Origin of the sequence: Promicromonospora sp. MS192 (assembly GCF_049532985.1) — a bacterium.
In the GTDB taxonomy this organism is placed as follows: domain Bacteria; phylum Actinomycetota; class Actinomycetes; order Actinomycetales; family Cellulomonadaceae; genus Promicromonospora.
Map to the genome: position 1 here is coordinate 598,513 of NZ_CP186693.1, position 26,348 is coordinate 624,860.

At 69.4% G+C, this 26,348-nt stretch carries 22 protein-coding genes; 13 read left to right on the plus strand and 9 right to left on the minus strand.

Features of this window, described 5'->3' with window-relative positions; all coding sequences use genetic code 11:
• The first annotated feature begins 247 nt into the window (after positions 1 to 247).
• From ACO229_RS02710 to ACO229_RS02725, 4 genes are all read left to right on the plus strand, one after another.
• The gene (locus tag ACO229_RS02710; RefSeq protein WP_423463663.1) at positions 248 to 1,084 is read left to right on the plus strand and encodes an alpha/beta fold hydrolase; all 837 of its coding nucleotides are present in this window, start codon (positions 248 to 250) and stop codon (positions 1,082 to 1,084) included.
• Positions 1,081 to 1,980, plus strand: coding sequence for an alpha/beta fold hydrolase (locus tag ACO229_RS02715; RefSeq protein ID WP_423463665.1), 900 nt, complete (start codon positions 1,081 to 1,083; stop codon positions 1,978 to 1,980). The genes ACO229_RS02710 and ACO229_RS02715 overlap by 4 nt, the downstream gene beginning before the upstream one ends.
• Positions 1,977 to 3,545: an FAD-dependent monooxygenase gene (locus ACO229_RS02720; protein WP_423463666.1), complete on the plus strand. Its 1,569-nt coding sequence runs from the start codon at positions 1,977 to 1,979 to the stop codon at positions 3,543 to 3,545. The genes ACO229_RS02715 and ACO229_RS02720 overlap by 4 nt, the downstream gene beginning before the upstream one ends.
• A 72-nt stretch (positions 3,546 to 3,617) precedes the next feature.
• Positions 3,618 to 5,033: an amidohydrolase family protein gene (locus tag ACO229_RS02725; RefSeq protein ID WP_423463667.1), complete on the plus strand. Its 1,416-nt coding sequence runs from the start codon at positions 3,618 to 3,620 to the stop codon at positions 5,031 to 5,033.
• A gap of 23 nt (positions 5,034 to 5,056) precedes the next feature.
• Here the strand turns inward: ACO229_RS02725 and ACO229_RS02730 are convergent, their stop codons facing one another.
• The 5 genes from ACO229_RS02730 to ACO229_RS02750 form a co-directional block, all read right to left on the minus strand.
• Complete coding sequence (locus ACO229_RS02730) at positions 5,057 to 5,629, minus strand: TetR/AcrR family transcriptional regulator C-terminal domain-containing protein (RefSeq protein ID WP_423463668.1); 573 nt, start codon at positions 5,627 to 5,629, stop codon at positions 5,057 to 5,059.
• 130 nt (positions 5,630 to 5,759) lie between these two features.
• Positions 5,760 to 7,463 (minus strand): FAD-binding protein, encoded by a 1,704-nt coding sequence (locus ACO229_RS02735; RefSeq protein ID WP_423463669.1) that lies wholly within the window; start codon positions 7,461 to 7,463, stop codon positions 5,760 to 5,762.
• A 513-nt stretch (positions 7,464 to 7,976) separates the two neighbouring features.
• Complete coding sequence (locus ACO229_RS02740) at positions 7,977 to 8,609, minus strand: TetR/AcrR family transcriptional regulator (protein WP_423463670.1); 633 nt, start codon at positions 8,607 to 8,609, stop codon at positions 7,977 to 7,979.
• Positions 8,610 to 8,691: 82 nt separating this feature from the next.
• Complete coding sequence (locus tag ACO229_RS02745; RefSeq protein WP_423463671.1) at positions 8,692 to 8,826, minus strand: hypothetical protein; 135 nt, start codon at positions 8,824 to 8,826, stop codon at positions 8,692 to 8,694.
• Positions 8,827 to 9,128: 302 nt separating this feature from the next.
• The gene (locus tag ACO229_RS02750; protein ID WP_423463672.1) at positions 9,129 to 10,565 is read right to left on the minus strand and encodes an MFS transporter; all 1,437 of its coding nucleotides are present in this window, start codon (positions 10,563 to 10,565) and stop codon (positions 9,129 to 9,131) included.
• Positions 10,566 to 10,800: 235 nt separating this feature from the next.
• Here ACO229_RS02750 and ACO229_RS02755 point away from each other — a divergent pair, with 235 nt between their 5' ends.
• The 3 genes from ACO229_RS02755 (at position 10,801) to ACO229_RS02765 (ending at position 13,189) form a co-directional block, all read left to right on the plus strand.
• Positions 10,801 to 11,403, plus strand: coding sequence for a TetR/AcrR family transcriptional regulator (locus ACO229_RS02755; RefSeq protein ID WP_423463673.1), 603 nt, complete (start codon positions 10,801 to 10,803; stop codon positions 11,401 to 11,403).
• Between the two features lie 137 nt (positions 11,404 to 11,540).
• Positions 11,541 to 12,395 carry an enoyl-CoA hydratase/isomerase family protein gene (locus ACO229_RS02760; protein ID WP_423463674.1) on the plus strand — a complete coding sequence of 285 codons (855 nt, stop codon included), beginning with the start codon at positions 11,541 to 11,543 and terminating at the stop codon, positions 12,393 to 12,395.
• 5 nt (positions 12,396 to 12,400) lie between these two features.
• On the plus strand, positions 12,401 to 13,189 hold the full coding sequence (locus ACO229_RS02765; RefSeq protein ID WP_423463675.1) for an alpha/beta fold hydrolase: 789 nt from the start codon (positions 12,401 to 12,403) through the stop codon (positions 13,187 to 13,189).
• A gap of 65 nt (positions 13,190 to 13,254) precedes the next feature.
• Here ACO229_RS02765 and ACO229_RS02770 read toward each other — a convergent pair whose 3' ends face one another.
• Together ACO229_RS02770 and ACO229_RS02775 are read right to left on the minus strand one after the other, a co-directional pair.
• Complete coding sequence (locus ACO229_RS02770; RefSeq protein WP_423463676.1) at positions 13,255 to 14,658, minus strand: L-serine ammonia-lyase; 1,404 nt, start codon at positions 14,656 to 14,658, stop codon at positions 13,255 to 13,257.
• Between the two features lie 63 nt (positions 14,659 to 14,721).
• Positions 14,722 to 15,765, minus strand: coding sequence for an Lrp/AsnC family transcriptional regulator (locus ACO229_RS02775; RefSeq protein ID WP_423463677.1), 1,044 nt, complete (start codon positions 15,763 to 15,765; stop codon positions 14,722 to 14,724).
• A 116-nt stretch (positions 15,766 to 15,881) separates the two neighbouring features.
• On the opposite strand from ACO229_RS02775, the gene ACO229_RS02780 reads away from it, so the two are divergent.
• Positions 15,882 to 17,084, plus strand: coding sequence for an amidohydrolase (locus ACO229_RS02780; protein ID WP_423463678.1), 1,203 nt, complete (start codon positions 15,882 to 15,884; stop codon positions 17,082 to 17,084).
• Between the two features lie 376 nt (positions 17,085 to 17,460).
• Here the strand turns inward: ACO229_RS02780 and ACO229_RS02785 are convergent, their stop codons facing one another.
• Together ACO229_RS02785 and ACO229_RS02790 are read right to left on the minus strand one after the other, a co-directional pair.
• Complete coding sequence (locus ACO229_RS02785; RefSeq protein ID WP_423463679.1) at positions 17,461 to 18,444, minus strand: hydroxyacid dehydrogenase; 984 nt, start codon at positions 18,442 to 18,444, stop codon at positions 17,461 to 17,463.
• Positions 18,445 to 18,537: 93 nt separating this feature from the next.
• The gene (locus tag ACO229_RS02790; protein WP_423463680.1) at positions 18,538 to 19,554 is read right to left on the minus strand and encodes a LacI family DNA-binding transcriptional regulator; all 1,017 of its coding nucleotides are present in this window, start codon (positions 19,552 to 19,554) and stop codon (positions 18,538 to 18,540) included.
• A gap of 331 nt (positions 19,555 to 19,885) precedes the next feature.
• Between ACO229_RS02790 and ACO229_RS02795 the strand changes: the two genes are divergently transcribed.
• Genes ACO229_RS02795 through ACO229_RS02815 form a run of 5 tightly spaced genes read left to right on the plus strand, consistent with a single transcriptional unit; the run spans position 19,886 to position 26,348 of the window.
• Positions 19,886 to 21,205 (plus strand): ABC transporter substrate-binding protein, encoded by a 1,320-nt coding sequence (locus tag ACO229_RS02795; protein WP_423463681.1) that lies wholly within the window; start codon positions 19,886 to 19,888, stop codon positions 21,203 to 21,205.
• A 25-nt stretch (positions 21,206 to 21,230) separates the two neighbouring features.
• Entirely contained in the window at positions 21,231 to 22,205 is a 975-nt protein-coding gene (locus tag ACO229_RS02800) for a carbohydrate ABC transporter permease (RefSeq protein ID WP_423463682.1), read from the plus strand.
• Positions 22,202 to 23,134, plus strand: a complete 933-nt coding sequence (locus ACO229_RS02805; RefSeq protein ID WP_423463683.1) for a carbohydrate ABC transporter permease — start codon at positions 22,202 to 22,204, stop codon at positions 23,132 to 23,134. The genes ACO229_RS02800 and ACO229_RS02805 overlap by 4 nt, the downstream gene beginning before the upstream one ends.
• A gap of 41 nt (positions 23,135 to 23,175) precedes the next feature.
• Positions 23,176 to 24,132, plus strand: coding sequence for a family 43 glycosylhydrolase (locus ACO229_RS02810; protein ID WP_423463684.1), 957 nt, complete (start codon positions 23,176 to 23,178; stop codon positions 24,130 to 24,132).
• Positions 24,129 to 26,348, plus strand: coding sequence for an alpha-galactosidase (locus ACO229_RS02815; RefSeq protein ID WP_423463685.1), 2,220 nt, complete (start codon positions 24,129 to 24,131; stop codon positions 26,346 to 26,348). The genes ACO229_RS02810 and ACO229_RS02815 overlap by 4 nt, the downstream gene beginning before the upstream one ends.

Consider the following 26,348-nt stretch of genomic DNA (forward strand, 5'->3'; position numbering starts at 1 on the left):
TCTGGGGCGAGGGCGGGGAGTCGCGTGGCAAGGCAACCAGGCATCAGACGCCGGACGACGCTCGGAGCGCTCCTTCGGCCTGTGGCGGCCGCTCATCGTTCCACGTGCTGGCGCGCGCACGGGCCCGCTGCCGTGATTCCGGGGCGTCGTCGGGCACCGCAGCGCACTTCGGGCTGCTTCTGGCGCCGTCTCGGGGTCAACGAGGACGCGATGGACGAATTTCGGCGACACTGTTACCGTTAAATGTATGGACGCTGCGACGGACGGCTCGTGCTCGCGCTTCGTTGAGACCGACGGACTGCGGGTGCACTACAAGCGTGTCGGAGGTGGTCCGACCCTCCTGCTCCTGCACGGCTCAGGGTCGTCACTGGACACCTTCGATCCCGTAGCGGAGCGCCTGGCACTGCGGGCAGACGTGCTGCGGCTGGACCTTCCCGGGTTCGGGCTGACCGGTCCCCGACCCGATCGCGACTACCGCATCAGCACCACCGCAGGCACGGTGCGACGCACCCTGGAAGAACTTGGCATCTCCCGTGCGGTCGTTGCCGGGAACTCACTGGGCGGCAACATCGCCTGGAACCTGGCCCTGGACGCGCCCACCCTGGTCGACGCCTTGGTGCTGATCAACGCGACCGGCTACCCCGGCAAGAAGCCACCCCTGGCGATGCGGTTGGCCCGCAGCCCAGTAGGCCGAGCGGTCATCCGGCTAGGCAGCGGTCGCGCCGCAGTGGAACGCAATCTGCGCGCCAGCGTCGGGCCCGGCTCGCGTGATTCCGTGACGCCCGCCCTGGTCGACCGGGTACACGCGATGCTGAACCGGCCGGGAAACCAGGAGGCGTTCATTGACTTTGCCAGGACCACTCAGCAGGACCGCTCCGCGCTGATCCCCAGGATCACAGCGCCGACACTCGTGATCAGCAGCCATGGCATGGATGGGCAGCACTTCGCCCGTGACCTGCCGCAGGCTAGCGAGCAGGTCCATCCCACCGGCGGCCACCTGCTGCCCGACGAGGATCCCGACTGGGTCGCCTCGGCGATCGAGCACTTCCTCGACTCCCTCGACCTCAAGGACGGATCGCGATGACACTGCCGTACTTCACCGCCCGCGGTGAGACCGTCGCACTGGACGACGCCCTGCGCGCCCAGGTCCGCGGCGACTTCATGCGGTGCAGCGACGGGATCACCCAGTACGAGCTGACCGGGCCCGCAGAGGGACAGCTGGTGCTGCTGGTCCCGGGTCTGACCATCCCGCTGGACTACTGGGACCCGATGGTCACCGAGCTGCACGAGCGCGGCTACCGCACCCTCACCTACAGCGGATACGGGCGCGGCTACTCCGACCGGGTCACCGCGTCGTACGACGAGTCGCTGTTCGTGCGCCAGATCCAGGACCTCGTCCACGGGTTGGGAGTGGCGCCACGGCACGTCATCGGCAGCTCCATGGGCGCGGTCGTCGGCATGCTGTACGTCCTCCAGGCTCGGTCGACGGTGTCCAGCCTGATGATCGTAGGGCCGGCCGGCCTGCTCGCCCGCAAGCCCCCGATCGCCGCGCTCCTGCGGATCCCGGTCGTGAATCGGCTGCTCGGCTCCGCGCTGGGTCGCACGCTGCTGGAGGGGCATCTCAGCCACAACCTGCGCGACCCCGCCCAGGTCGAACGGCTCGCCGCGCTGGTCCGACCGTGCTACCAGGTCGAAGGCTCGATCTACGCGTTGTGCGCCACCCTCGCCGACTTCGCACTGGCGGGCCGTCAGGACCTCTACCGCGCCGTGCGGAACTCCGGGCTGCCGACCATGTTGCTGTGGGGCGACGAGGACCAGGTGACCCCGGCAGCCCGCTGGGACGAAGCGATGGAGCTGCTGGCCCCGACCCAGGCCGAGCTCGTCAGGCAGACGGGGCACATGGTCTCGTTCGAGCGTCCGGATCTGACGGCACAGCTCTTCACCGAATTCGTCACCACCCATCAGGGAGCACAACCATGAGCAACCACCCGATCGACGTGCTGGTCGTAGGCGCAGGCCCGGCAGGAGCCACCCTGGCGATCGATCTGCGCCGTCGCGGTCACACCGTGCGGATCATCGACGCGTCGAGGGGCGCGTTCGACGGATCACGCGCCAAGGGCGTCCAGCCCCGCACCCTGGAAGTGCTCGAGGACCTGGACACGATCAACGACGTGCTAGCCGGAGGCAGCACCTACCCGCTGATGGGAATCCACTTCGGCCCGCTGACCGCCCCGTGGTCGATGAACAAGACCCGCCGACCTCGCCCCGGGGTCCCCTACCCGAACACGTGGCTCATCCCGCAGGACCGCACCAACGCCGCCCTGCACGCGAGCCTTGGTCGCCTCGGGCTTGTCGCAGAGTTCGGAAAGACCCTGACAGCACTCACCCAGGACGATGAAGTCGTCACGGCGACGATCCAGCAGTCCGACGGACCCGCCGGCGAGCCCGAGCAGGTCGCAGCCCGGTATCTGGTCGGGGCCGACGGGGCGTCCAGTCGCGTGCGCAAGGCCCTGGGCATCGAGTTCGCCGGCAGCACCGACGACGCTGACCGGGTCATCATCGCTGATGCGGAGACCTCGGGACTCTCCCGCAACCGCTGGCACGTCTGGCCAGGGCTGGGGAGGACGTTCGTCGGTGCCTGCCCGCTGCCCCACTCCGAGGCGTTCCAGTGGATGATCCGGATCAGCCCGGAGGAGACCCCCGACCTTGGTCACGATGCGATCCGTCGGCGCATCGCGGACCGGATCGGCTCAAGGGTCTCGCTCGGCGAGATCTCCTGGACATCGGTGTTCCGTCCGAACATCAGGCTCGCTGGCTCCTACCGGCAAGGACGTGTGTTCATTACCGGAGACGCTGCTCACGTGCATACGCCCGCGGGCGCCCAGGGTCTGAACACGGGGATCCAGGACAGCTACAACCTCGGGTGGAAGCTCTCCCAGGTCATGGCAGGAGCGCCCGACGCGCTCCTGGACTCCTACGAAGCCGAACGCAGGCCGATCGCCGCAGCGGTCCTGGGGCTGTCCACCAAGAAGTACGAGGGGCTCGGCACCCTGGATCTGTCCAGCATCACGCGCGGTGACGCCGAGCAACAGCTCGGAGTCAACTACCGCCACAGCCCGCTGACCGGTCCGGTCGGTCAGACAGGCCGGCTGCAGGTCGGCGACCGGGCGCCCGACGCGCGCCTGACCACGGCTTCCGGCACACCACGACGCCTGTTCGACGTCTTTCACGGGCCGCAGTTCACACTCATCGGCTTCGGCGCGGCCACCAGCACCGATGTCGCTGACGTGGCATGGCCAGATGCTGGTGCCGGCCTGACGCGGATCGTCATCACCGCCGAGGCGTCCACCCACCTCGGGGATCCCGCGGTTCTCCACCTCGTCGACACCCTCGGAGAGTTCGCCGACGTGTACCGGCCGGACCCCGGGACGCTCCTGTTGGTCCGACCAGACGGATACCTCGCCGCGATCATCGATCGCACCACTGCGGCTGCCCTCACCGCGGCGACCGCGCCCCTGCACCCCTCTCTGCGGACCCACGAATAGGGCGGCTGCCACGTAGATGAGCGACAACCACTACAGCCCCGTGCGGGTCCCTTCCGCGAAGCAGGCCTGCCCATGACGCGCACCCTCCTGCGTGGAGCGCGGATCATCACCCTGGGTCAACACCGCCCCGACTGGGAGCACGCGGACATCCTCGTCGAGTCAGACACGATCCTCGAGGTTGGTCCCAGCCTCGACAGCACGGGCGCGGACATCATCGACCTTGACGGTCGGATCATTCATCCGGGCCTGGTCAACGCGCACCTGCATACCTGGCAGACCGGGCTGCGGACGATCGGCACGGACTGGACCCTGGCCCAGTACCTCGCCAACACGCACGGCACGATCGCCCACTACTACCGGCCCGAGGACATGCACATCGCCGCTCTCGCCGGCGGTCTGGGGCAGATCGACTGCGGCATCACGACCATCGGCGACTGGTGCCACAACAACCCTTCCCCCGCCCATTCCGATGCCGCCATCGAGGGCCTGGTGGAATCCGGCGTCCGCGCTGTCTTTCTGCACGGCGCCCCCTACACGAGGATCGCCGCCGACTCCGCCCGCGAGATCGACCGACTGCTGAACGGACCCGGCCGACGACACGACCTGCTCACTATCGGCATGGCGATCCGCGGCCCCCAGCTCTCCTCCGCAGGACGCGCCATTGACGACCTCCGCACTGCACGGGAGCGCGGCATCATCGCATCGATGCACCAGACCGGTGGCGTGATGAAACCTGCCTGGGCGCAGGTGCGCGAACGGGGCCTGTTCGGCCCGAACGTGAACATCGCCCACGGCGCCGGCCTCAGCGACGAGTGGGTGGAGATCCTCGTCGACGCGGGCGTCACATTCACCAGCACGCCGGAGAACGAGCTCGGTCAAGGTCACTCCGACCCGGTCACCGCCCAGCTGCTACCCCTTGGCGCCGCACCATCCCTGGGTACCGACACGGACTGCGTCACCAACGGTGATCTACATACCTCTGCACGGATCGCGCTGGCGTACCAACGAGGGACCGGTCACAACAAGCACCGCCAGGAAGTCGGGATCTTCTCTCCCACGACGCCGGTTACGAGTCGCCAGGCCCTGGAATGGGCGACCATCGAGGGCGCCCGCGCACTGGGTCTTGCCGACCGCGTCGGCCGGATCGAACCCGGGATGCAGGCCGACCTCGTCGTCCTTGACCCTCGTACGATCACCATGTGGCCCGCCCACGACTGCATCGCCGCGGCCCTGAACGCGCACCCTGGGGCTATCGAGTCGGTGATGGTCGCCGGCCGATGGCGCAAGCAGGACCACGCCCTGATCCGGACCGATCTACCTCACGTACTGGACGCGCTCATGGAGTCGGGCAACCGCATCATCGAGAAGTTCGAGAGCCCTGACCTGCTCGCCCGGGCACGGCAGCAGGCCGTGGACCGCATCGCGGGCCACCGGATGCGCAAACAGCTCGGCACACCCGTCAGCCGCACATCGCACCGCCGGAGATAGAGGGAGTCCGAGCCGCAGTCCGATCAGGCCGCTCTGCCCCGCTCCACGCTCAGCCCGATGATCAACCAGTCCAGCGCTGTGCGGAATTCGTCGACCAGGTGCTGATAGGGCAGGACATCCGCGGCGGCAACCGTGGCGGGAAAGGCCCCCGCGTCCAGGTTGCTGAACACCGATCCGATCTGCTCATGATCGGTCTCCGACTCCGCCTGCAGCTGCGCCGCGAACCCGATCACCAACCGGGACAAGGTCGCGTAGGTACGGGCCGCATCATGAGCGGAGAACCCGTTCGCCATGAGCAGGGACAGCACCCGCTCCCGCAGGGCCAGAGCGTTCGGACCGGTCGGGACATGCTCGACCAGCAGCGAGGCCACACCTGGGTGCGCGGCAAGGGTTTCGAACAGCGTGACGGCTGTCGCTCGGCACACCGCCTCCCAATCGGCCGGCCGGGAGGCATCTCCGTCTCCAGCTCCCAGGGCCGAGAAGTCAGCATCACCCAGCACCTGGTCAGTCACCACAGCGATGAGGTCCGAGCGCCCCGCCACCGCCCGGTACAACACCGCGACCCCGCTGTTGAGCCGCGCAGCCAGCGCCCGCATCGTCAACGCCTGGGGCCCACCCTCGTCCACCAGCTCCAACGCCGTGCGCGCTATCCGTTCCAGCGGAACTCGAGGACGGCCCCGCCCTCGCCTGCTCGAGGTCTGACTCACTGGGCGCACGGCCACCACCCTATTCCACCGGCGACTCACGCCGATGTTGAAGGGCGCCGATCGAGACGTCCTGAGCGAACAGTCCTCCCGGGTCGACTCTCCTGCGCACCGCATCGACGTCCTGGGCGATCGAGGTTGGGAACGACCGTTGCGGGCGGCGGCGGTCCTCGGCGTAGTTGGGCGAGGTGTAGCCGGTCGCCCACGGCGCCATGGACACGCGCAGCTCGTCGAGCTCGCGTTCCGCCCGCTCCGCCCTAGCCGGCGTGGGTGCTATCCCGGTGGCGAACAGTGACGTAGCCCCGCGGAGATGATCGAGAGCACCGCCGTCGGGTGGTGCTTCGCCAAACGCGCCGCCCAGCTGGCGGAGCTCGACGGTCGCGAGCGGAGAGCGGGGCCGGACGGCTATGTTCAGGAATGCTCGTTGTCCGGCGTCGTCGAGGTGATCGATGAGCTGGTGATCCGCGGTCGTGGGCAGGGGTAGCGCTGGATCCATATGGGTCCACGGCACATCGAGCACGCTGCCGGGGCGCCAGGTGTCGATCAGAGGGGCCCCTACCGTCCGCAGCGGAGCAAGCAGGTCCTCGGCGACGTCCGCGACACGACTGTCCGGGTCATCGAGGCCTCGCGCGTGGATGACGCCGTCGACGTTCACGACCGTGCGTCCGGCGATGGCCGACGGGATGCCCGGCAATCGAGGAAGCCGCATGATCCGAAATGCCGTGGCGGCTTCGCGGGGGGCTTCGCGATGCCAGGCCGACCAGGCTGCGAGGAGATCTGGCGCGTGCTCGACCTTCCAGAAGGCCGTGCCCGTGATGAGAGCGGTGACCGGGAAGAGGCGCACTGTGATCGCCGTGACGACGCCGAAACCTCCCCCTCCACCACGCAGCGCCCAGAACAGCTGCGAGTCATGAGCGCGGTCCACGATGCGCTGGGCACCGTCAGCGGTGACGATCTCGATCGACTCGATGGAGTTGGCGGCTACTCCGGATGCGCGACCGTAGAAGCTCAGCCCGCCACGGAGCAGGTAACCCATGGCCCCGACAAGCGGTGAGGACCCGTGAGGAGCCATGAGTCCCGTCGGTGCGAGCGCCTGGACGACCTCACCCCAGGCGGTTCCTGCCGGGATGCGGACGGTACGTGCCGCAGTGTCGACTGTGACCGGCTCGTCAAGCCGCATCCGGATCAGAGCGAGGCCGGAGAGATCAGGCAGGGATGCCGCCGCATGGCCGGTTGAGATGGCGATCACGCCCCGACCGGCCGAGGCGGCATCGGCGATGGCCGACTGAACGTCGCCGAGGCTTGCGGCTGTGTAGGCGACATCCGGGCGTGGACGCGCAGACCGCTCGAAGCTGCGGATCGCACGCCGATAGGCCGCAGTACCCGGACGAAGGCGGCGGCCTGTCTTTCTCCTGGGGCGCCATGCGATGGCTGCCACCAGAACGCAAGCAAGGAGAGCGAGAGTCAGTACGGTGGCTGCGCCCGGCAGGGCCGAGGCGAGCACCGCGCCCAAGAGCGCACCGATAGCCGTCGCCATGAGGCCACGGGCTGCCGCCTCAGCGGCCCGGTCCGGGCCCGCCGCCCTGCTGAGCTTTGCCACCGTTACCGCGAGAAGAACGGCCGTGACGACCAGAGCGGGTATCGACACCGCGGCCATCCTCTCGCCAGGAGAGCTCGCGATCGCCATCGTCACCGAGGCGAGGCCGGCCGAGAGCGGGATCAGCACCCGCCCCGCTCGCCGCGCGGATGCGGGCCATGGGCTGCCGACCCCGAGGACGAACCTCATTCTCGGCGTAGCGGGGGCGCGAACCTCTGCACCGCTGGTCACGAGTGCAGTCAACGCCGGTACGGCGAGGGCACCCGCACCCGCACCCAAGGAGGCAGCCACGACCCCGGACCACGCCGGAACCCCCGCTGTGGACGACGCCAGAGCAACAGCGGCAGCCGGGACAGCGACAAGACCGAGAGCCCCGGTTCGCCGGCGACGCGCAGCGTCGCTCGCGGCCCCCCAGACCAGGAGTACAACGACGGTCAGCGCAAGGGTGAGTGTCACCGAGCTCGTGGAGATGGCACCCACGACGACGGAACCGACGACGAGGACAAGGCCCATGCCCGAGAGGATTCGCCCGGCAGCGCCGATCCCGCTCAGATCGGGCCGGTGGCGGTGCTGCCGTCCAGGATTCGACACAGTGTTTCTCCATGTTTCCAGTGCTAGGAAGGGCTACGTTCGGCACCGGTCCTACTGGTAGCAGTCAGTTCCGAGGGCGGACGTAGCGGCGAGTCCACCAATAACGCTCCCGTAGACGAAGTCACGGGCGAGCGTAGCTATCGTCTCGATCGACGGGCGCCGGTCCGCAGGCGTGCCGAGCCAGTCGATGATCAGCGACACCGCACCAGCGGCAAGAGCAGAACGTGCCGAGTCGGCCGGCATCACACCGCCCTCCAGTAGCACGGCAACCGGCGACGCCACCTTCAATCGGGCGCTCACAGCATCTGTGACCGCGGCGACCACCGCGCTGCCGCCGGGCCCCTCAAGCACTCTCAGGTAGAAGCGTTCGTGCTCGGCAAGGGCTCGCACGACACTTGTGAATGCATCACCCATGGCCCCGCGCAGATCGTCCGCCGGGTAGACCTCATCGAGGTTGATCCGCTCGAAGGCGGTCTCCAGGCGGCTCAAGGCCGCAGCCGTGAAGATGTCCGACAGACCATCGAACGCCTGGTAGAAGGTAGGTCGGGTCACGTTCGCCGCTTTGACCACGTCAGTGATCGAGATGTTCGATGCGTCCCTTTGGTCGAGGAGGGCTGTCGCTGCGTTCCGCAGGGCGTCTCGAGAGCGGCTGCCCCGGACAGAAGGCTCTCGTCCTTTACGCATGTAAATACCTTACACATGTAAGGAGACGAGTTCAAGCAGGCGGCGCCGTGGGTACCGAAACCACGCCGATGGTGCAGATGACTCACCACTCCCGACGCCCAGCCGGGTAGGCCTGCACTGCGCCCTTGACGACGAGGCCTTCGATCCCCACCACCGGGAAGGTCTCGAACCACTCGACCGCGACCTCACGGTCCGCCGTGGCCTCCGAGAGACTCAATGGCGGTCGCTAATCCTGGGCCAGCTGCTCCAGTGTCCTGTGACGGTCGTCGAAGGGCAGGGGGCGATCGTCTTGGTTTGTCGTGCGCCAGCAGGTCTAGCACGGGCGTACGAGGCTGGCTGACCGGCCGCATGGGTCGCTTCCTGGGCGGTGCCGCGACGAGACCGCAACCTCGTACCGTCCTGGTCGCGGACGGCGGCCAGGCGGCTAGTTGACTGAACTCACCGTCGGAGGATCCCGGGCGTCGATGCGTGATTGGTCTGTCCGATCCGCAGTACTGAGCGAGCTCATCAGCGCCGGTCTCATGCCGCGGGCGCGCGATGAGCGCGGCGCGAGATCCATGCGGCGATGACGGTGGCGGAGGCGAACCCGGTCAGCATCACGACGATGTAGAGGTCGACGCCCTGTGCGGAGGGCGTCGAACTGCCGGGGGCCGTCGTCGCACTCAGGACACTTCCTCCCACGATGTTCAGCACCACGGCGCCGACGCCGAGCATCACCTGTACGAGCGCGGCGACCACACCCTGTTTCTCCTCGGTCACAAGTGTCGTCGAAAGGTTGAAGCCCGAGGTGACCACTGCGCCCGCGGTCAGCCCGAGGAAGCCCACGCAGATCACGGCAGGGAGGAGCGACGCGGTCGACACCATGAGGCCGATCGCCGAGACGGTGCCGATGAGTACGCCACCCGCAAGCGTGCGCGCGGGGCCGACGCGACCGCCGAGCCATCCCGCGAGGACCCCGCCCGTAGCGGCGCCGAGCGCCGACAGTGCGAACATGAGTCCGAGCGAGCCGGAACCTTCCGCGAGCCCGTATCCCAGTCCCTCCTCCGGAGCGGTCTGCCCAATGATGCCGATCAGCTGCAGGAGAGCCTGATAGGCACCGACGCCGAGGACGACCACCAGCAGGGTCGCGATCACAGGGCGCGTCAGAATGCTCAGATCGACCACGGGCTCGGCGGTCCGCAATGCCGTGACCACCCACGCCGCCAGCAGCACGAAGCCAATCAGGAGAAGGCCGAGCAGTCCGAAGTCCGTCCAGCCCGCGGTGGGCGCAAGGCTGATGTAGGAGAGCGCGCCGGCGAGCCCGAGCCCGAGAAGAAGAGCGCCGGCGACGTCGACGCGGCCGTGTGCAAGTACGGGCGATTCGGGCAGGAACATGCGTACCGCGGTCGCGGCAGCAAGAGCGAGTGCGGCAGACACCACGAAGACGGCGCGGAAACCGAACGCGTCGATGACCGCTTCGAAGAGGAACGGCGACACGATGCCGAGGATCGCGGAGCCCGAGGTGACGATGCCGACTGCGGTCATCCCCACGCCGGCGGGAAACACCTGCCGGATGTAGACCACGGTGATGAAGACTGAGCCCACGGCGGCACCCTGGATGACCCGGCCGAGCAGGAAGACGCCGATGTTGGGGGCGATGAGGCAGATGAGCGCACCGGTGCCGCTCACGAGCAGTGCGAGCACGAGGATGCGGCGCTTGCCGTAGACGTCCGCGCTCTTGCCCAGCAACGGCGCCCACATCGCGCCGGAAAGGATGGCGCTGGCGTTGAGCCATGCACTCTGGTCTGTGCCGAAGAACTCGGCCATCTGCGGCAGCACGAGCAGGGGCGCGACGACGACGGTGTCGACGAGGGTGTTCGCGACGATAAGGATCGCGACCCACCAGACGAGTTGAGCGCGCCAACCGTCGTATTCTCGTACCGCAGGTCGGTGAGGGCTCACATGGCTCTGGGTCATGATTCACTTCCGGAAGTCCAGGACGACGCCTTTTACGTCGAAGATTCCGGGCATTCTTGGGGGACGACGTTGCAGCCCCTCGAAGATGCCGGAAACGCGCGTGGAGAACTCTCTTGGTGCAGTAAACGTCACTCGTTCCGGGGTGAGCGAGCGAAACGGCCAAGGTCAGTGGCCTCGGCTCGCCGCCGTCATGCAATGGCAGAGGTCGGGCGACACTGATGGGAGGCCAGGGCTCATGACGGTGAACCCTGCATCGCGCGCACGTCGCCCTGGTGGGCGCACGCGCCAGGTCACGGAGCGGCTGTGGACGGCGGCGCTCGAGATCCTCTCCGAGAAGGGTGTCGACGGCCTGCAGTACGAGGAGCTCGCCTCCCGCGCGCAAGTCGGTCGCGCCACGGTCTACCGACGGTGGCCGAGTCGCGACGAACTCCTTCGTGACGTGCTCGCGCGATTTGCCGAGACGTCAGTGCCGATCGACGACACCGGCGACGTCGTCCGCGATCTCACGGCATTCCTGCACGCGTTCGGCGCGGCGTCCGCCACCCCGACCGGTCGTGCGGTGCTGCAGATCCTCCTGCGTCGCGATGACGGCGCGGATGGGCTGCACCGCACGGCGCTGGACCTGCTGGATCGCCGCACCGGTGATCTGCAGTGCCGCCTCGACCAGGCTGCCGAGGCAGGGCAGCTGCCTCCAGTGGACGCGTCCTTCGTCAACATGATGCTGGCAGGCCCGGTGCAGTGGTTCGTCCTGCGTCGGGAGCGGCCCTTCGCCCTGAGCGATGCGCGCGAGATCGTGGAGCTCGTGGTCGCTGGACTGTGGCGGAATCGCATCGACTAGGTCTCGGAAACTTCGTCGGGAGGCTGATGGATGCGTGTTTCCTGCGGTCCCTCGCCAGGGCGACCGTCTCTACTCTTAACGAGATAGCGTGTCTCATTAGTGGGCGGGAACGGCTCGCTCCGACGAAGGGACTCACCATGGTGGACACGTCAAGCTTCGGATGGGACGGCCACGTTGCGCCCACGCCGCTGGAGGAGTACTCGAAGCGCTACGCCGACTTCTTCGAGATGCGCCGGGAGGGCGGCATCCTTGAGCTGCGTCTGCACACGGACGGCGGCCCGTACGTGCACAACTGGGCCGCGCACAACGCGTGGAACCGCGTGTGGCAGGACGTCGGCAACGACCCCGAGAACCACGTGCTGATCATCACGGGAACCGGGGACACCTGGTTCCGCGGCGACCCGCGTCAGACCTGGCCGAAGCCGCTCGTCGAGGAGTCGCCGGACTACATCTTCCAGCAGACGATCGACGCCTGGAAGCTGATCGAGAACTTCGTGAACAACATCGACGTCCCCACCATCGCGGCGGTGAACGGTCCGGGGATCCATACGGAGTTCGCGCTGATGTGCGACGTGACCCTCGCCGCGGAGGACGCCGACTTCATGGACCCGCACTTCATGGTGGGCACGGCGCCCGGTGACGGTCTCTCGCTCGCCTTGCAGCATCTGATGGGCACCAAGCGCGCCGCATACGCCATCTACGGCGGGACCAGTATCCCCGCCCGGAAGGCCCTTGAGTACGGCCTCGTCAGTGACGTGCTGCCTCGCGAGGAGCTCGTGCCGAAGGCTTGGGACCTCGCTCGCACCATCATGAAGCGACCGAGGTTCGCCCGGTGGGCGACGCACAGCATTCTCAACCGCCCCTGGCGCAAGCTCGTCACGGAGGACTTCGGCTTCCACTTCTCGCAGCAGTCGCTGGCGACCGTGGCCTCGAAGGCGCTCATTCCCGACCCCGAGCTGGTCGCCGACGCTCGCGGGCGCAAGGTCTGGTGACGCGGATGGCGGGAGGCGCGGCGTCGCTCGTTCCCACCGGTGCGGGCCTCACCTCGTTCTGCGCCGAGGGCGCCGGGCCTCCCCTCGTCCTCGTCCACGGGCTCCAGGTCGGGCAGGAGCTCTTCGACGAGCTCCGCAGGCACCTGCAGGCAACGTTCACGGTGATCACTTACGACCAGCGCGATCGCGGGGCGACCTTGTTCGAGCCGTCGGCGTACACGACCGACGATCTGGCCGACGACCTCGCCGCGCTGATCGAGGCGCTCGGCTTCTCCCGTGCGCATGTGCTCGGCACATCGTTCGGGGGGATGGTGGCGCAGGCATTCGCGTTGCGCCACGCCGACCTCCTGGACGGCCTGGTGCTCGGTGCGACGTCCCAGGCCCCGTTCCGTGCCGAGCGGATGCCGGTCGCCGTCGCAGAGCTCCTGGGTGCGCTCGAGAACGGTGACGAGGGGCGCGCCAGGGCTCTCCTCGCGCAGATGGCGCCATCCGCGGCATCCGCCCTGACGGCGACAGGCATGGTGGCGCCGCTCGACCGCAACGACGCGCTCATGCGGCGTTTTGCCGCCACGCGCTCGTTCGACACGCGCGGGCTCCTCGGCGCGATCGCCGCTCCAACGCTCGTCGTGCACGGGCGCGACGACACGATGGTGCCCGTGACGGACGCGCTGTCGATGGCGGGCGAGATCCCGCGTGCCGATGTGCTGGTGCTCGCCGGGAGCGGTCACGCGTGGGAGAACGAGCGGCCGGCCCGTGCGGCGGCGGCGATCGTCGCGTTCCTCGAAGCGTGCTGAAGACGGGGCGGCGCCGTGTGGGCGTCGCCCCGCTTTGGGCCTCGTCATCGGGCCTCGTCATCGCCTCAACACTCGACCACGTTGACGGCGAGCCCGCCCAGCGCCGTCTCCTTGTACTTGTTGCTCATGTCGGCGCCGGTATCGCGCATCGTCGCGATCACCTGATCGAGCGAGACACGGTGCTCGCCGTTACCCCAGAGCGCCATCTGCGCGGCGTTGATGGCCTTCGCCGCCGCGATCGCATTGCGCTCGATGCACGGAACCTGCACCAGCCCGCCGATCGGGTCGCAGGTGAGACCCAGGTTGTGCTCCATCGCGATCTCGGCGGCGTTCTCGACCTGGCGCGGGCTGCCGTCGAGTATCTCGGCCAGCCCTGCTGCGGCCATGGACGACGCTGATCCGACCTCGCCCTGGCATCCCACCTCGGCGCCCGAGATCGAGGCGTTTGCCTTGTAGAGGGTGCCGATCGCTGCCGCGGCAAGGAGGAACCTCTCGACGATGTCCTCGCGCACGCCTTCGCCGCCCGATCGGGCCGCGGGCGTGTAGTGCAGCGCGTAGTACAGCACCGCGGGGACGATGCCGGCTGCTCCGTTCGTCGGGGCCGTCACGACGCGCCCGCCGCTCGCGTTCTCCTCGTTGACGGCGAGGGCGATGAGGTTCACCCGCTGCTGCCAGTGCTCACCGTCGTGGTCGGGGTCCTCGACATCCAGTCGCGTCGCCCACTCGCCGGCGCGACGTCGTACGCCCAGCCCGCCGGGCAGCACGCCCGCCCGTTCGATGGAGGAGCGCACGCTCGACTCCATCACGTCCCAGATGCGGTGCAGGCCCGTGCGGATCTCGTCGTCCGGGCGGCGGGCGCGCTCGTTCTCGCGCATCACCTCGCTCACCGTCAGCCCGGTCCTGTCGCACACGGCGAGGAGCTCTGCCCCGGAACGGAACGGGAGAGGTGAGGTCTGTGGCCTCGCGGACGCGGGGGAGGGGTCATCACCCTCGCGCACGATGAACCCGCCCCCGACCGAGAAGTACGTCTGCGCCAAGAGGCCGTCGCCGGCGGCATCGACGGCGGTGAACGAGAGGGCGTTGGGGTGTCGCGGGTGCACGGTCAGCGGGCGCAGGACGAAGTCTTCGATCCGGCATGGGACGGGGTGCCGTCCGTCGAGCTCGACAGCCCCCGTGCGGGTGATCTCGTCGAGCCGCGCCGTGTACTCGTCAGGGGTGATCTCGTCCGAGCGTGCTCCGGTCAGTCCGAGCAGCACGGCTGTGAAGGTGCCGTGCCCCGCACCCGTCGCGGCGAGGGACCCGAAGATCTCGACGTGCACCTTCGCCACACGGTCGATGACGCCGTGCTCGTCGAGCGAGGCGGCAAACGCGGCTGCGGCCTTCATCGGTCCGACGGTGTGAGAGCTGGAGGGGCCGATCCCGACCGTGAACAGATCGAAGACCCCGACGGTCGGCTGCACATGTCCCATGCGGCGTCACGATAGGCCCTGAGGCCGCATAGATCGGCCATTCGCCGGTTCAATGCCGCAAGACTACGCACGATGCAGTAATGAGTCCTGGAGCGGGACGGTGACGCCGGTTGCCAGTCCTACCGCGTTCAGGTAGCGCCCCTCCTTCTTCAGGCTGCGCAGCACCACTGATCGATCGGCGATGGAGACACCGGGGATGCGCTCGTCGATGGCAGCTTCGAGCCGCTGTACGTCGGCGAGCGTTCTCATCCACACCGACAGCACGAGGTTGTACGGGCCGATCGTCGACGCGGCCATGCGCACCTCGTTGAGCCGGGTGATGGCGGCGCCGACTCGTTCGGCCATGGCTGCCGGCACTCGCAGGAAGTACCAGGCGTGCACCGGCCACCCCGAGTGGGCGCGTGCGACCTCGGTGCGCACGACCAGGCGTCCCTGGGCGCTGAGTGTCGCGAACGCCTCACGGATCCGGCGTGGCCCCGTGCCCAGCTCTCTGGCGATGGTGGTCACGGTGGCGCGCCCGTCGTGGCCGAGGATCTGCAGCAGGTCGTGCGCCAGCTGCCGTTCGACCTGTCCGCGCCCAGCCGACGGTGTGGTGATCGTGCGCTCGACCGATGCCACCTCGTCCGTCGACAGTGAACGCAGGCGCCACTGGCCGGCGTCGGTGAACGGAGAGCTGAGCAGGAGCGTGCGCGTCGCCCGCACGCCGTCGAGCCGGCGCATCCTGCCCATGATGTACTCGCTCAGTGCCTCTAGGTCGGTCGCGCCGACGATCACCAGCAGATCGCGGCCTCCGGCGGTGTGATCGATCGTGAACGCCTCGGGGTCGGCGGCGAGCGCGTTGGCGATCTCCAGCGTGGTGCCGGGGTCGGCCTCGATCTCGAGGATGGCTGACGGGCCGCGCGCCTCGGGGCCGGGGTGGCCTGCCACCCATGCCAGGCCGTTCCCTGACAGTCGCTCCCAGCGGCGGGCGAGGGTGACCGAATCGACGCCGATGATCGGCGCGAGAGCGGCCCAGCGGGCTCGAGGGTTGATCTGGAGCGCCTGGATCAGTCGCTTGTCGGTTTCGTCGAGGCTCGCAATCTGCGTCGAGGAATCCTCTGTTGTCATAAACCTTCATTGTAGGTAGCGGGGTCGCCGTGCTGGGTGAGCATGGGGCTGCGCATCCGCTGCACCGTTGCACGAGGCCCCCCTGACCGACCCGCCACCGAACCGATCGAGGAACGATGACCCTCGCCCCACCCCAACTGTCCCACCCTGCGACCGACGAGGTCCGCGAGGCCCTGCTCGCCTCGCCTGCGGGCTGGAGAGATCAGGTCGTCGCCCTGAGCGGCGAGATTCACCGCGATCCCGAACTTGCGTTCACCGAGCACCGTGCGGCCGCCCGCGTGGCCGCGGTGCTGCACGACGCAGGGTTCACGGTGCGCGTGGGAGCCTTCGGGCTCGACACCGCGGTCGACGCCACCTTCGGGGAGGGGGACATCACGGTCGCGATCTGTGCCGAGTACGACGCGCTCCCCGGTATCGGCCACGCATGTGGACACAACATCATCGCAGCGGCCGGCGTCGGTGCGGCGATCGCGCTGGCTGGCGTCGCCGACACGTTGGGCATCCGGGTGAAACTGCTGGGAACTCCGGCGGAGGAGCATGGCGGTGGCAAGATCCGCATGCTCGAAGCGGGGGCGTGGGACGACGTCGACTTCTCGCTCATGGTGCACGGCGGGCCCGGCCCGGACCTGCGCTGCGCGGACGTGCGCACGCAGGCCGTGGCGCGGTTCGACGTGTCCTTCCACGGGCTCCCCGGTCATGCGGGCGCTCCCAGCCCGGAGGCACTCAACGCGTCGAACGCCGCGACGGTCGGGCTCGTCGCGCTGGGGCTCCTCCGCCAGCACCTCCCCGACGGCGTCCGGGCCAACGCCTTCGTCGCCGAGGGAGGCGAGGCGACGAACATCATTCCGTCCTCGACCCGGGTACGTGCCGAGGTGCGCGCTGACACGCTCGAAGCCGTGGACAACGCGCGACGCCGCGTCCTCGCCTGCTTCGAGGGCGGCGCGATCTCGACCGGATGCTCGTGGAGCTGGGAAGACGCCGAGCCCACGTATGCCGACGTCGTGCAGAACCCCGTGCTCGCCCATGCGTGGGATCGCAACCTCTCCGCCCTCGGACGTTCACCGCAACCACATACGGGACCACCAGGCGGCTCGACGGACATGGGCAACGTCTCCCAGACCGTTCCCTCGATCCATCCACTCATCGCCATCCGGGGGTGCACCTCGGCACCACACACCCCCGAGTTCACCAGCGACGCGATCGGCCCGGCCGCCGAGAAGGCAGCTGTCGACGGGGCCCTTGCGATGGCGCTCACCACCGCTGATGCCGTGGCGCACCTCCGGGCGCGGCAAGTGCCCGGCGGCGGCCAGAAGTTCTAGGGAATGCTTTACGAGAGGTGATACCGGACGCGTTACTGGACGGGACTGCTGCACGGACTGTGACCGGTCATGGCCACCGGGGTCTGCGCGACGTCTGACTCAGTAGCGAGCCGGTAGGCACCGGCAGTCTGACCGTGCGCGACGGCATCGGCCACTGTTCGCCGGTTCCGTGCTCTCGCGCGCACATCAGTGCCTTCAGGCCGCACTGCTGGCGCTTGAGTGCGCACAGCCCGGCGACTCGGCTGCACGTCGCGGGTGGTCAGACACAGGAGCCGAGGGGTGGGCGAACGCAAGTCATCGCTGCACAAGATGCTCCGCCTCGGCCTTCGCCGGCCAAGAACCGTGCCCCGCACCGTTCGGTCCCGTAGCTGGTCGGTCAGCTCTCTGGGTCGAGGGCCGGGAGGCCTTGGGCCAGCTGTTCCAGCTCCTCGACGACGCGTGCGCCGAGCCGCAGGAGCTCATTGCCGAGCGAGCCGGCGACGTGGGGGGTGAGCAGCACGTTGGGCAAGTCCCACAGGGGGTGGTCGGGCGGCAGCGGCTCGGGGTCGGTGACGTCGAGGACCGCGTCGATACGACCGGTGAGCAGCTCGGCGACAAGGGCGTCGGTGTCGATCAGCGACCCGCGCGCGGTGTTGATCAAGGTCGCGCCGTCGGGCATGGCAGAGAGCTGTGCGGCACCAATCATGCCGCGGGTCTCCGGCAGCTCGGGCGCCTGGACGGACACGACCGAACAGGTCCGCACCAGCTCGTCCAGGCTCGCGAGCTCGACCCCGAGGGACCGGGCTCCCGCTTCGTCGAGGTACGGGTCGTGGACCACGACGTGCAGGTCGAAGGGGCGCAACAGCTCGATGGTCAGCCGGCCCGTCGTCGAGGCGCCGACGATGCCGATCCGGGCGCCGTGGTTGCCCGCCGTAGCCAGGTGCGTCTCGCGGTCGACGGAGCCCCGCAGCTGGCCGTAGAGGCGCGCGGCGGGCAGGGCACGCTTGCCGGCGAGCAGGATCGCTGCCACGGCGAACTCGGCGACCGGGCGGGAGTTGGCCGTCCGTGCGTTGGTCAGCCGCAGCCCCCGTGTCCGGGCCAGCGGGCCCAGCATGCCGCCGGCGTTGCCCGACGCCGAGAGCACGGCCCGCAGCCGGGGTGCCGCGCGCTCGTCCTCGGGCAGGGGCGGTGCGCCCCAGCCGGCGACGAGCACGTCGGTCGCGGCGAGCGCCTCCCGCGACGCCGGGTTCTCGAAGTCCTCGAGGACCTCCGGCCGGACGTTCGCCACGGTCTGCATCCGGCGGCGCAGGGTGTCGTCGAAGAGGTGGTCGGCGAGCGAGGCGGGGCGCATCGCCAGCGACACGTGCAGCCGGTCCGTCATTGGAAGCTCCAAGTTCCTGGGAATCATCAGGAGATAACGTTATCCTACGGTGTCGAGGGAGGGTGATGTCGTCCGGTCGGTCCGCCCGGTGGTTCAGGCCCGGGGCGCGGCGGTCGACTCGCGGACGACGAGCTGGGGTACGACGACGCTGGACGTCACCTCGTTGTCGCCGTCGATGAGCCCGGCCAGCAGGCCGAACGCCCGCTGGCCGAGGTCCTCGAAGTCCTGGTCGACCGTGGTGAGCGACGGCTGCCACATGGTGACCAGCGGCTGGTCGTCGAAGCCGATGACGGAGACGTCCTCCGGGACACGCACGCCGCGGTCGGTCAGGGCTCGCATGAGCCCGATGGCGATCTCGTCGTTGCCGCACAGGACCGCGGTCACGTCGTCGCGTCCCGCGATGCGCTCGCCCCAGCGGTAGCCGGACGTCGCGTCCCAGTCGGCGTTCATCACGGGTGGGGCGTCGGTGCCCGCGGCCGTCAGGGCCGCGCGCCAGCCGTCGGTGCGGCCCGAGTGCTTGCCGGACGTCGGGCCGGCGATGTGGTGGACGGTGCGATGGCCGAGGCGCAGCAGGTAGGCAGTGGCTTCGCGGGCGGCGGTCCGTTCGTCGATCAGCGCGGCGGGGACCCCGCCGGTCCTGCGCGACCCGCCGCCGGCCACCACGACGGGGAGGCCTTCGGGCAGCAGGTGGCGGGCGTTGATGCCGGCCCGGTCGAACTCGAGCACGATCGCCCCGGCGATGGGTTGAGCCAGCGCGAGGTCGACGGAGCGCTTGAGGTCGTCGTCGCCGTGTTCCACGACGGTGATCGTGACGGACATCCCGGCATGCCGTGCGGCGATCTCGATGCCCTGGATCGTGCGTGCGTACCCGTAGTTGGCCGTGGCGCCGGCCAGCACGGACACCAGCGTGCGCCGGCCGGAGCGCATCGAGCGGGCGGCCTCGTTCGGGCGGTAGCCGAGCGTCGCCACCGCGCGGTGGACGCGCTCGGCGAGCTCGGGGGCCACGTACTTCGATCCGTTGAGGACGCGCGAGACCGTCGGCACGGACACCCCGGCCTCGCGGGCGACGTCGGCGAGCACCGGCGCCCGGTAGCCCTTCTGGGTCTTCATGGATCGAGGATAGGGGAGGTGGCCGGGCACATCGTTCTCCTGGACCCTGCGGGGTGTCGTGCCACGGCTGGCCGGCCGCAGAACCGCTGCAGGAAAGCCGTCCACCAGGAGCTGAACCAACCGACGATCGAGGGTCGGTGACGGGCTCTTGACCTTCGGGCTGACCTGTGTAGGATAACGATATCCCGACCGTCGCTCGGTGGAGAACGGTGTGGTCGGGTCTCGGAACGACCCTGTCGGCGGTGCCGGCGGAGGTTTCTTGCCGGTGCGGACAAGGCCCCGTCCGACGGAGTGACGGGGACGCGCACGGATGTCTCGAAGGAGAGAGCTGATGAGGAAGAACCGCACCCGTTGGGTCACGACGGGGGTCGCCGCGGCGGCCACGCTGAGCCTGGCCGCCTGTTCCGCCGGCGGCTCGGCCGCTGGTCCCGTGGCGGACGGCCCTGTGCCCATCGAGATCTGGGGCTGGGACCCTGATACCGGCGAGCAGACGGTCGAGGCGTTCAACGAGGCCCAGGACGAGGTCGAGGCCACCTACGTGCTGCAGGCCGACAACATCGCGACCCAGACGAACTTCCGCAACGCCTTCGAGGCCGGCGAGGAGCTCCCGTGTCTCGTTGAGGGGTTCGGGCCGCTGACCACGGCGGTCGTCAACGGCTGGGCACAGGACATCACCGACGCCGTCACGCCGCTGGAGGACGTCTTCAGCGAGGGCGCGCTCGCGTCGGCCACGGTCGACGGCCGCTACTACGGTGTCCCGACCGGTTCGGACGGCCAGTTCCTGATCTACAACGAGCGCACCTTCGAGGCGGCCGGTGTGTCGGTGCCCACGACGTGGGAGGAGTTCGTCGATGTGGGTCGTCAGCTGCGGGCCGAGGGCGTCGACATGACCAACCTCGCCGGCGAGGACCCGACCACGCTCATCAACCTCTCCCAGATGGCGGGCGCGGAGTGGTTCACCATCGACGGTGACCGGTGGATCGTGAACTTCCTGGGCGAGGAGACGCTCCAGGCCGCGGACATCATCCAGCAGCTCATCGACGACGACCTCGTGTCGAACCAGACGTACCAGGACCGCCCGGCCCTGTACGCGCACTTCGACTCCGGCGACATGGCTTCCACGCCGACGCAGTGGTGGTCCCTGACCGGCCTCAGGACCAACCTCACCGAGTCGGCGGGGGACTGGGTGGCGACCACGATCCCGCAGTTCGAGGGCGCCGACGAGCCGGTCGCGCCCGGCCGTACCGAACCGTGGTTCGTGCCGGTCGGCTGCGAGAACCCCGACGCCGTGATGGCCTACATGGCCTGGACGGCGTCGCCCGACGGGATCGAGGCGGGCCGCAACCCGCAGACCGGCGCGGTGAACTTCCCCACGCAGATCGCGGACCCCGCGCCGTACGTCGAGGACATCATCCCCGAGGGCTTCTTCGTCGATGACGAGGAGGCGGGTGACGTCATTGTCGAGACGCAGTCCCGGGTGATCGGAAAGTTCGAGCTCGGCCCGAACTACGACGCCTGGTTCCCCGAGATGCAGGACCAGTGGGGCAAGGCGGTGGCCGGTGAGATCACCGTTGAGGAGGCGCTCCAGGCGGTCCAGGACTTCGTGGCCGCCGACCTGGACGCCAAGGGCATCGACCACACGGTCGGCTGACCGCGATCGCGAGGGGAGGATGCTGATGACCGTCACCACCGAGCGGACCGCGCCCGGGAACGGCACCCGCGGCGGGGGCGGGCCTGGTGCCTCCCCTCGTCGGCCGCGCCTGGGCTGGCGCACCGTGCAGGCGTGGAAGGGAGCGTCGCTGACGTTCCCGTTCCTCGCCGGATTCACACTCTTCGTCCTGGTACCCGTGGTCATGGCACTGCGCGAGAGCGTCTTCGCCGCCAAGTCGTCGGGCCTGGGCTTCGGGGGACAGACCGTCTCCTTCGTCGGGCTGGACAACTTCGTGGCCGGCTTCCAGGACCCGGTGTTCTGGACCGGCATGCTGCGGGTGTTCGTCTACGCGCTGGTCCTGGTGCCGGTCACGCAGCTGCTCAGCCTGGGTGCCGCACTGCTGCTCGACGCCGCACGGAGGCGGACGGCGGCCCGGTTCCGTGTCGTGCTCCTGCTGCCCTACATGGTCCCCGGGATCATCGCGACCGTGGTCTGGATCTACCAGTACAGCCCTGCCGTCGGGCCGCTGACCCAGTTCTTCGAGCTGTTCGGCGTCCACCCGAACTTCTACTCCGCCGACCTGTTCTGGGTATCGATCGGCAACCTCACCCTGTGGGGAGCGCTCGGATTCAACATGCTGATCCTCTACGGGTCGCTGCAGTCCGTCCCGCACGAGATCTTCGAGGCCGCGCGGCTGGACGGCGCGTCCGAGCTCCGGCTCGCCGTGTCGATCAAGGTGCCCTTCGTGCGCGGGTCGCTCGTCCTGACCTCGCTGCTGTCGATCATCGCGACCCTGCAGCTGTTCAACGAACCGCTGCTCTTCCGCGCGGTCGCGCCGGAGGCGATCACCAAAGACCTGACCCCCGCGATGATGATCTACAACCAGGCGTTCCAGGTCGGCGACCTCAACTACGCCACCGCCTTGTCGGTCATCCTCGCCCTGGTCGTCGGAGCCGCGTCGGCCGTGATCTACCGCGTGATGAACAAGGAGCAAGCATGAGCGGCGCGACGCTGCCCGACACGCCCACCCTGCCCGTCGGCGGCACGCCCACGAGGCGCCGCCGCGAACGCGCCGACAGGTCCGCCGCGGAGGCTCGCGGCACCTCCCGGTGGGTCGTGCTCGGGGTCCTGGTGCTCCTGGCCGCGTACTCCGTCGCACCGCTGTGGTGGCTGTTCGTGTCGGCCACCAAGAGCCGCAGCGACCTGTATCGCAGCAACGGCCTGTGGTTCACCGAGTTCCACCTCTTCGACAACCTGTACGCCCTGTTCACCTACCAGGACGGCATCTTCGTCCGGTGGCTGTGGAACACCGTGGTCTACGCAGGCCTGGGCTCGATCGGGCTGACCGCCGTCGCGCTCGCTGCCGGGTACGGGCTCGCCAAGTACCGCTACCGCGGACGCGGGACCACGATGGGTCTGGTCATCGGCTCGTTCCTGATCCCCGGCAGCCTCCTGATCGTCCCGACCTTCATCCTGTTCACCCGGATCGGCTTCTACGACACCATCTGGGCGATGATTCTGCCGGGCATGTTCGGCTCCTTCTCGGTCTACCTCGCGAAGGTCTACGCCGAGGGCGCTGTCCCGAGCGAGCTCATGGAGGCAGCCCGGATCGACGGGGCGGGGGAGTACCGGATCTTCTTCTCCATGGGCACACGGCTGATGTCCACCGCCGGCGCGACGATCTTCCTGCTGCACTTCGTCGCGACGTGGAACACGTTCATGTGGCCCCTGGTGTTCCTCAAGGGTGTCGAGAAGTGGCCCGTGATGCTCGGGCTCTACTCCTGGCTGCGCCGGGGGGTCGACACCCAGTACGACCTGACCGCCCTCGTCCTGACCGGCTCGCTCGTCGCCACTGTCCCGATGGTGCTCCTCATGATCTCGATGCAGCGGTTCTGGCGCTCGGGCGTGACCATCGGCTCTCTCAAGTGACACCTCGTCCGTCACCCCTACGCATCTCCAGGAGGACTTCCTTGACCCTGCCCTCGCACGCCCCACGCGGAGTCATCGAACCCGGGCGGCTCTTCGTCGACCAGCACGGCGCCGTCGCCCAGCTGCACGGTGTCGGCATCCAGCGATACGACGGCGTCTTCTGGGCCTGGGGCGAGGACAAGACCCACGGTGGGACGTTCGGCGGCGTGGCCTGCTACTCGTCACCGGACCTGGCGACGTGGACCTCCCACGGGCACGCGCTGGCGGTCGACGAGACGATCCCCGACCTCGCACCCGGACGGGTCGTGGAGCGGCCCAAGGTGCTGCGCAACCCGGCGGGAACCTATGTGATGCTGCTGCACGTCGAGTCCGCGGACTACTCGCTCGCGCGCGTCGGCTGGGCCGTCGCCGACCGGCCGCAGGGGCCCTACACCTACGTGCGCTCCGAGCGGCCGCTGGGCAACCTCAGCCGGGACATCGGCGTGTTCGACGACGACGACGGCACGGGCTACCTGCTCAGCGAGGACCGCGACCACGGCCTGCACGTCTACCGGCTGTCCCCCGACTACCTCGCGGTCGAGGAGATCGTCTCCACCACGCTCACCCGGCCCGGCGACCATCCCGTCGGCCCGCACGGCTACGAGTCGCCCACCATGATCAAGGCCGACGGGCTCTACTACCTGTTCGGGTCCGACCTGACCGGCTGGTCCACCAACGACAACCAGTACGCGACCGCTACGTCACCGTCCGGGCCGTGGAGCCAGTGGCGCGACGTCGCGCCGCCAGGGTCCGCGACCTACGACTCGCAGGTCTCCGTGGTGGTGCCGGTCCGGGGCAGCGAGACCACCAGCTACGTGTACGCCGGGGACCGGTGGGACTCCCGCGACCTGTACCACTCCGCACCCGTGTGGCTGCCGATGCAGGTCCAGGACGGCCGGGCGGAGCTGGTGTGGCGCGACCGATGGACGCTCGACCCGGTGACCGGGGAGATCGCATGACCGTCACCCTGCCCGGCCTGCCCGGGACCGAGGAGCGCTACCTCGAGTGGGGCAACGACGTGGTCCGCCTGGCGGTGTCCCACGCGTCCGACGCCGCCCCGCGGCTCGTGGCGCTGTGGCACGCGGCCGAGGCACGGCCCGACGTGGCAGGCCTGCGCCCGTCGGCTCTGCCCGTCCTGGAGGTCGCGCTCCGCGGCGAAGGACGCGCCGGGACCGCCGGCAAGCGCCATGTCGACGGCGCCGCCGCGCAGCGGCTGCGGCTGACCGGCTCCCGCGAAGAGCGCACCGGTGCGGTCACGCGCCTGGAGCTCGACGTCGCGGAGGACCAGGCCGGGCTGCGGGCGACCGTCGTCTACGAGGTGGCCGACGGCGTCCCGGTCGTGCGGTCCTGGGCCCGGGTCACGGCCACCCGCGCGGCCGTGCTGGAGCACGTCACCACGGGAGCGCTGGCCGGCCTGGGTCATGGCACCCGGTGGGAGGACGACCTGGCCGTCTGGCACGCCGCCAACCCGTGGAGCGGCGAGTTCCGCTGGCAGCGGGCCACGCCGGCCCAGCACGGGCTGGTCGACGTCGGGATGACCCGCTACGGCCAGGTCGGGTCCAAGAACCGGATCGCGTGGACGTCCACGGGCGCCTGGTCCACCTCCGAGCACCTGCCCATGGGGATCGTCGAGGACACCCGGGACGGGCGGATGCTCGCCTGGCAGGTCGAGACCAACGGTGCCTGGCACGCCGAGCTCGGCGACCGGTACGGGGACGTCTACCTCGTGGCCACCGGGCCGACGTCCGCCGAGCACCAGTGGGCGGGGCATGTCGCTCCCGGCAGCTGGTTCGACACCGTCCCGGTCAGCCTCGCGGTCGTGCCCGGCCACCCGGCCGGGACGGACGCGACCCTCGGCGACCTCGCGGCCGCACTGACGACGCACCGCCGTCGTACCCGCAGGCCGCATCCCGACCACGAGAGCCTGCCGGTGGTCTACAACGACTTCCTCAACGGCCTCATGTCCGACCCGAGCACCGAGCGCGTCCTGCCCCTGGTCGAGGCCGCCGCCGACCTGGGCGCCGAGTACTACGTGATGGACGCCGGGTGGTACGACGACGAGCTCGGCGGCTGGTGGGACTCGGTGGGCGCCTGGGAGGCGTCCACCCACAGGTTCCCCGGCGGGCTCGGCGTCGTCATGGACCGCATCCGCGAGCTCGGGATGCGGCCGGGGCTATGGCTCGAGCCGGAGGTCGTCGGCGTGCGCAGCCCGGTCGCCCGCACGCTGCCCCCCGAAGCCTTCTTCCAACGCGAAGGCCACCGCCTGACCGAGTGGGGCCGCCACCAGCTCGACCTGCGCCATCCCGCCGCCCGGGCCCACCTGGACGCCGTCGTGGACCGGCTCGTGCACGACTACGGGCTGGGCTACCTCAAGCTCGACCACAACATCGACATCGGCCCGGGCACCGACGCCGGACGCGGCGAACCGACCGGGCACGGGCTACTGGGGCACGGGCGGGCGATGCTCGCCTGGGTTGCCGAGGTGATGGACCGGCACCCGGGCCTGGTCGTGGAGGGGTGCGCGGCCGGCGGGTCACGCACCGACGCCGCCGGCGGCGCCGTGTTCACCGTCCAGTCGCTCACCGACCAGCAGGACTTCCGCCTCACGCCGCCGATCGCCGCGGCCGCACCACTGGCGATCACCCCGGAGCAAGCTGGCGTTTGGGCGTCCGTCGACCGGTCGATGGACGCGGAGGAGATCGCGTTCTCGCTGGTCACCGCCACCCTGTCGCGGGTCCACCTCGCGGGCCGGATCGACCTGCTCGACGGCGGGCAGCGCGACGTCGTCCGCGAAGGGCTCGCCGTCTACCGGGGGCTGCGGGAGGCCATCGCGCGAGCGATCCCGGTCTGGCCGACCGGCCTGCCCGGCTGGCGAGACCCCTGGATCGTCCAGGGCGCCCGCGACGGCGCGGACCTGTACCTCGCCGTGTGGCGCAGCCCTGGCACCCCGGACGAGGGGACCGAGGCGCTCCGGGTCCCCCTCCCGGGCCTGGTCGCCACCGGCGCCGTCGAGGTCCTCTTCCCGTCCTGGGACAGCCAGGCGGCGACCCTCGTGGACGGCGGGACCACCCTCGAGGTCAAGCTCCCCGCCCCGGTGTCCGCCCGGCTCCTGCGCCTACGCGTGAACGACCGACCAGCAGGAGGTGACCGACCGACCAGCAGCGAGCGGCACTGA

What these genes read in the sequence shown, in the direction of transcription:
- ACO229_RS02710 (WP_423463663.1), top strand. Translation starts at nt 248, where the DNA reads ATGGACGCTGCGACGGACGGCTCGTGCTCGCGCTTCGTTGAGACCGAC.
- ACO229_RS02715 (WP_423463665.1), top strand. Translation starts at nt 1,081, where the DNA reads ATGACACTGCCGTACTTCACCGCCCGCGGTGAGACCGTCGCACTGGAC.
- ACO229_RS02720 (WP_423463666.1), top strand. Translation starts at nt 1,977, where the DNA reads ATGAGCAACCACCCGATCGACGTGCTGGTCGTAGGCGCAGGCCCGGCA.
- ACO229_RS02725 (WP_423463667.1), top strand. Translation starts at nt 3,618, where the DNA reads ATGACGCGCACCCTCCTGCGTGGAGCGCGGATCATCACCCTGGGTCAA.
- ACO229_RS02730 (WP_423463668.1), bottom strand. Translation starts at nt 5,629, where the DNA reads ATGCGGGCGCTGGCTGCGCGGCTCAACAGCGGGGTCGCGGTGTTGTAC.
- ACO229_RS02740 (WP_423463670.1), bottom strand. Translation starts at nt 8,609, where the DNA reads ATGCGTAAAGGACGAGAGCCTTCTGTCCGGGGCAGCCGCTCTCGAGAC.
- ACO229_RS02750 (WP_423463672.1), bottom strand. Translation starts at nt 10,565, where the DNA reads ATGACCCAGAGCCATGTGAGCCCTCACCGACCTGCGGTACGAGAATAC.
- ACO229_RS02755 (WP_423463673.1), top strand. Translation starts at nt 10,801, where the DNA reads ATGACGGTGAACCCTGCATCGCGCGCACGTCGCCCTGGTGGGCGCACG.
- ACO229_RS02760 (WP_423463674.1), top strand. Translation starts at nt 11,541, where the DNA reads ATGGTGGACACGTCAAGCTTCGGATGGGACGGCCACGTTGCGCCCACG.
- ACO229_RS02765 (WP_423463675.1), top strand. Translation starts at nt 12,401, where the DNA reads ATGGCGGGAGGCGCGGCGTCGCTCGTTCCCACCGGTGCGGGCCTCACC.
- ACO229_RS02770 (WP_423463676.1), bottom strand. Translation starts at nt 14,658, where the DNA reads ATGGGACATGTGCAGCCGACCGTCGGGGTCTTCGATCTGTTCACGGTC.
- ACO229_RS02775 (WP_423463677.1), bottom strand. Translation starts at nt 15,765, where the DNA reads ATGACAACAGAGGATTCCTCGACGCAGATTGCGAGCCTCGACGAAACC.
- ACO229_RS02780 (WP_423463678.1), top strand. Translation starts at nt 15,882, where the DNA reads ATGACCCTCGCCCCACCCCAACTGTCCCACCCTGCGACCGACGAGGTC.
- ACO229_RS02785 (WP_423463679.1), bottom strand. Translation starts at nt 18,444, where the DNA reads ATGACGGACCGGCTGCACGTGTCGCTGGCGATGCGCCCCGCCTCGCTC.
- ACO229_RS02790 (WP_423463680.1), bottom strand. Translation starts at nt 19,554, where the DNA reads ATGAAGACCCAGAAGGGCTACCGGGCGCCGGTGCTCGCCGACGTCGCC.
- ACO229_RS02795 (WP_423463681.1), top strand. Translation starts at nt 19,886, where the DNA reads ATGAGGAAGAACCGCACCCGTTGGGTCACGACGGGGGTCGCCGCGGCG.
- ACO229_RS02800 (WP_423463682.1), top strand. Translation starts at nt 21,231, where the DNA reads ATGACCGTCACCACCGAGCGGACCGCGCCCGGGAACGGCACCCGCGGC.
- ACO229_RS02805 (WP_423463683.1), top strand. Translation starts at nt 22,202, where the DNA reads ATGAGCGGCGCGACGCTGCCCGACACGCCCACCCTGCCCGTCGGCGGC.
- ACO229_RS02815 (WP_423463685.1), top strand. Translation starts at nt 24,129, where the DNA reads ATGACCGTCACCCTGCCCGGCCTGCCCGGGACCGAGGAGCGCTACCTC.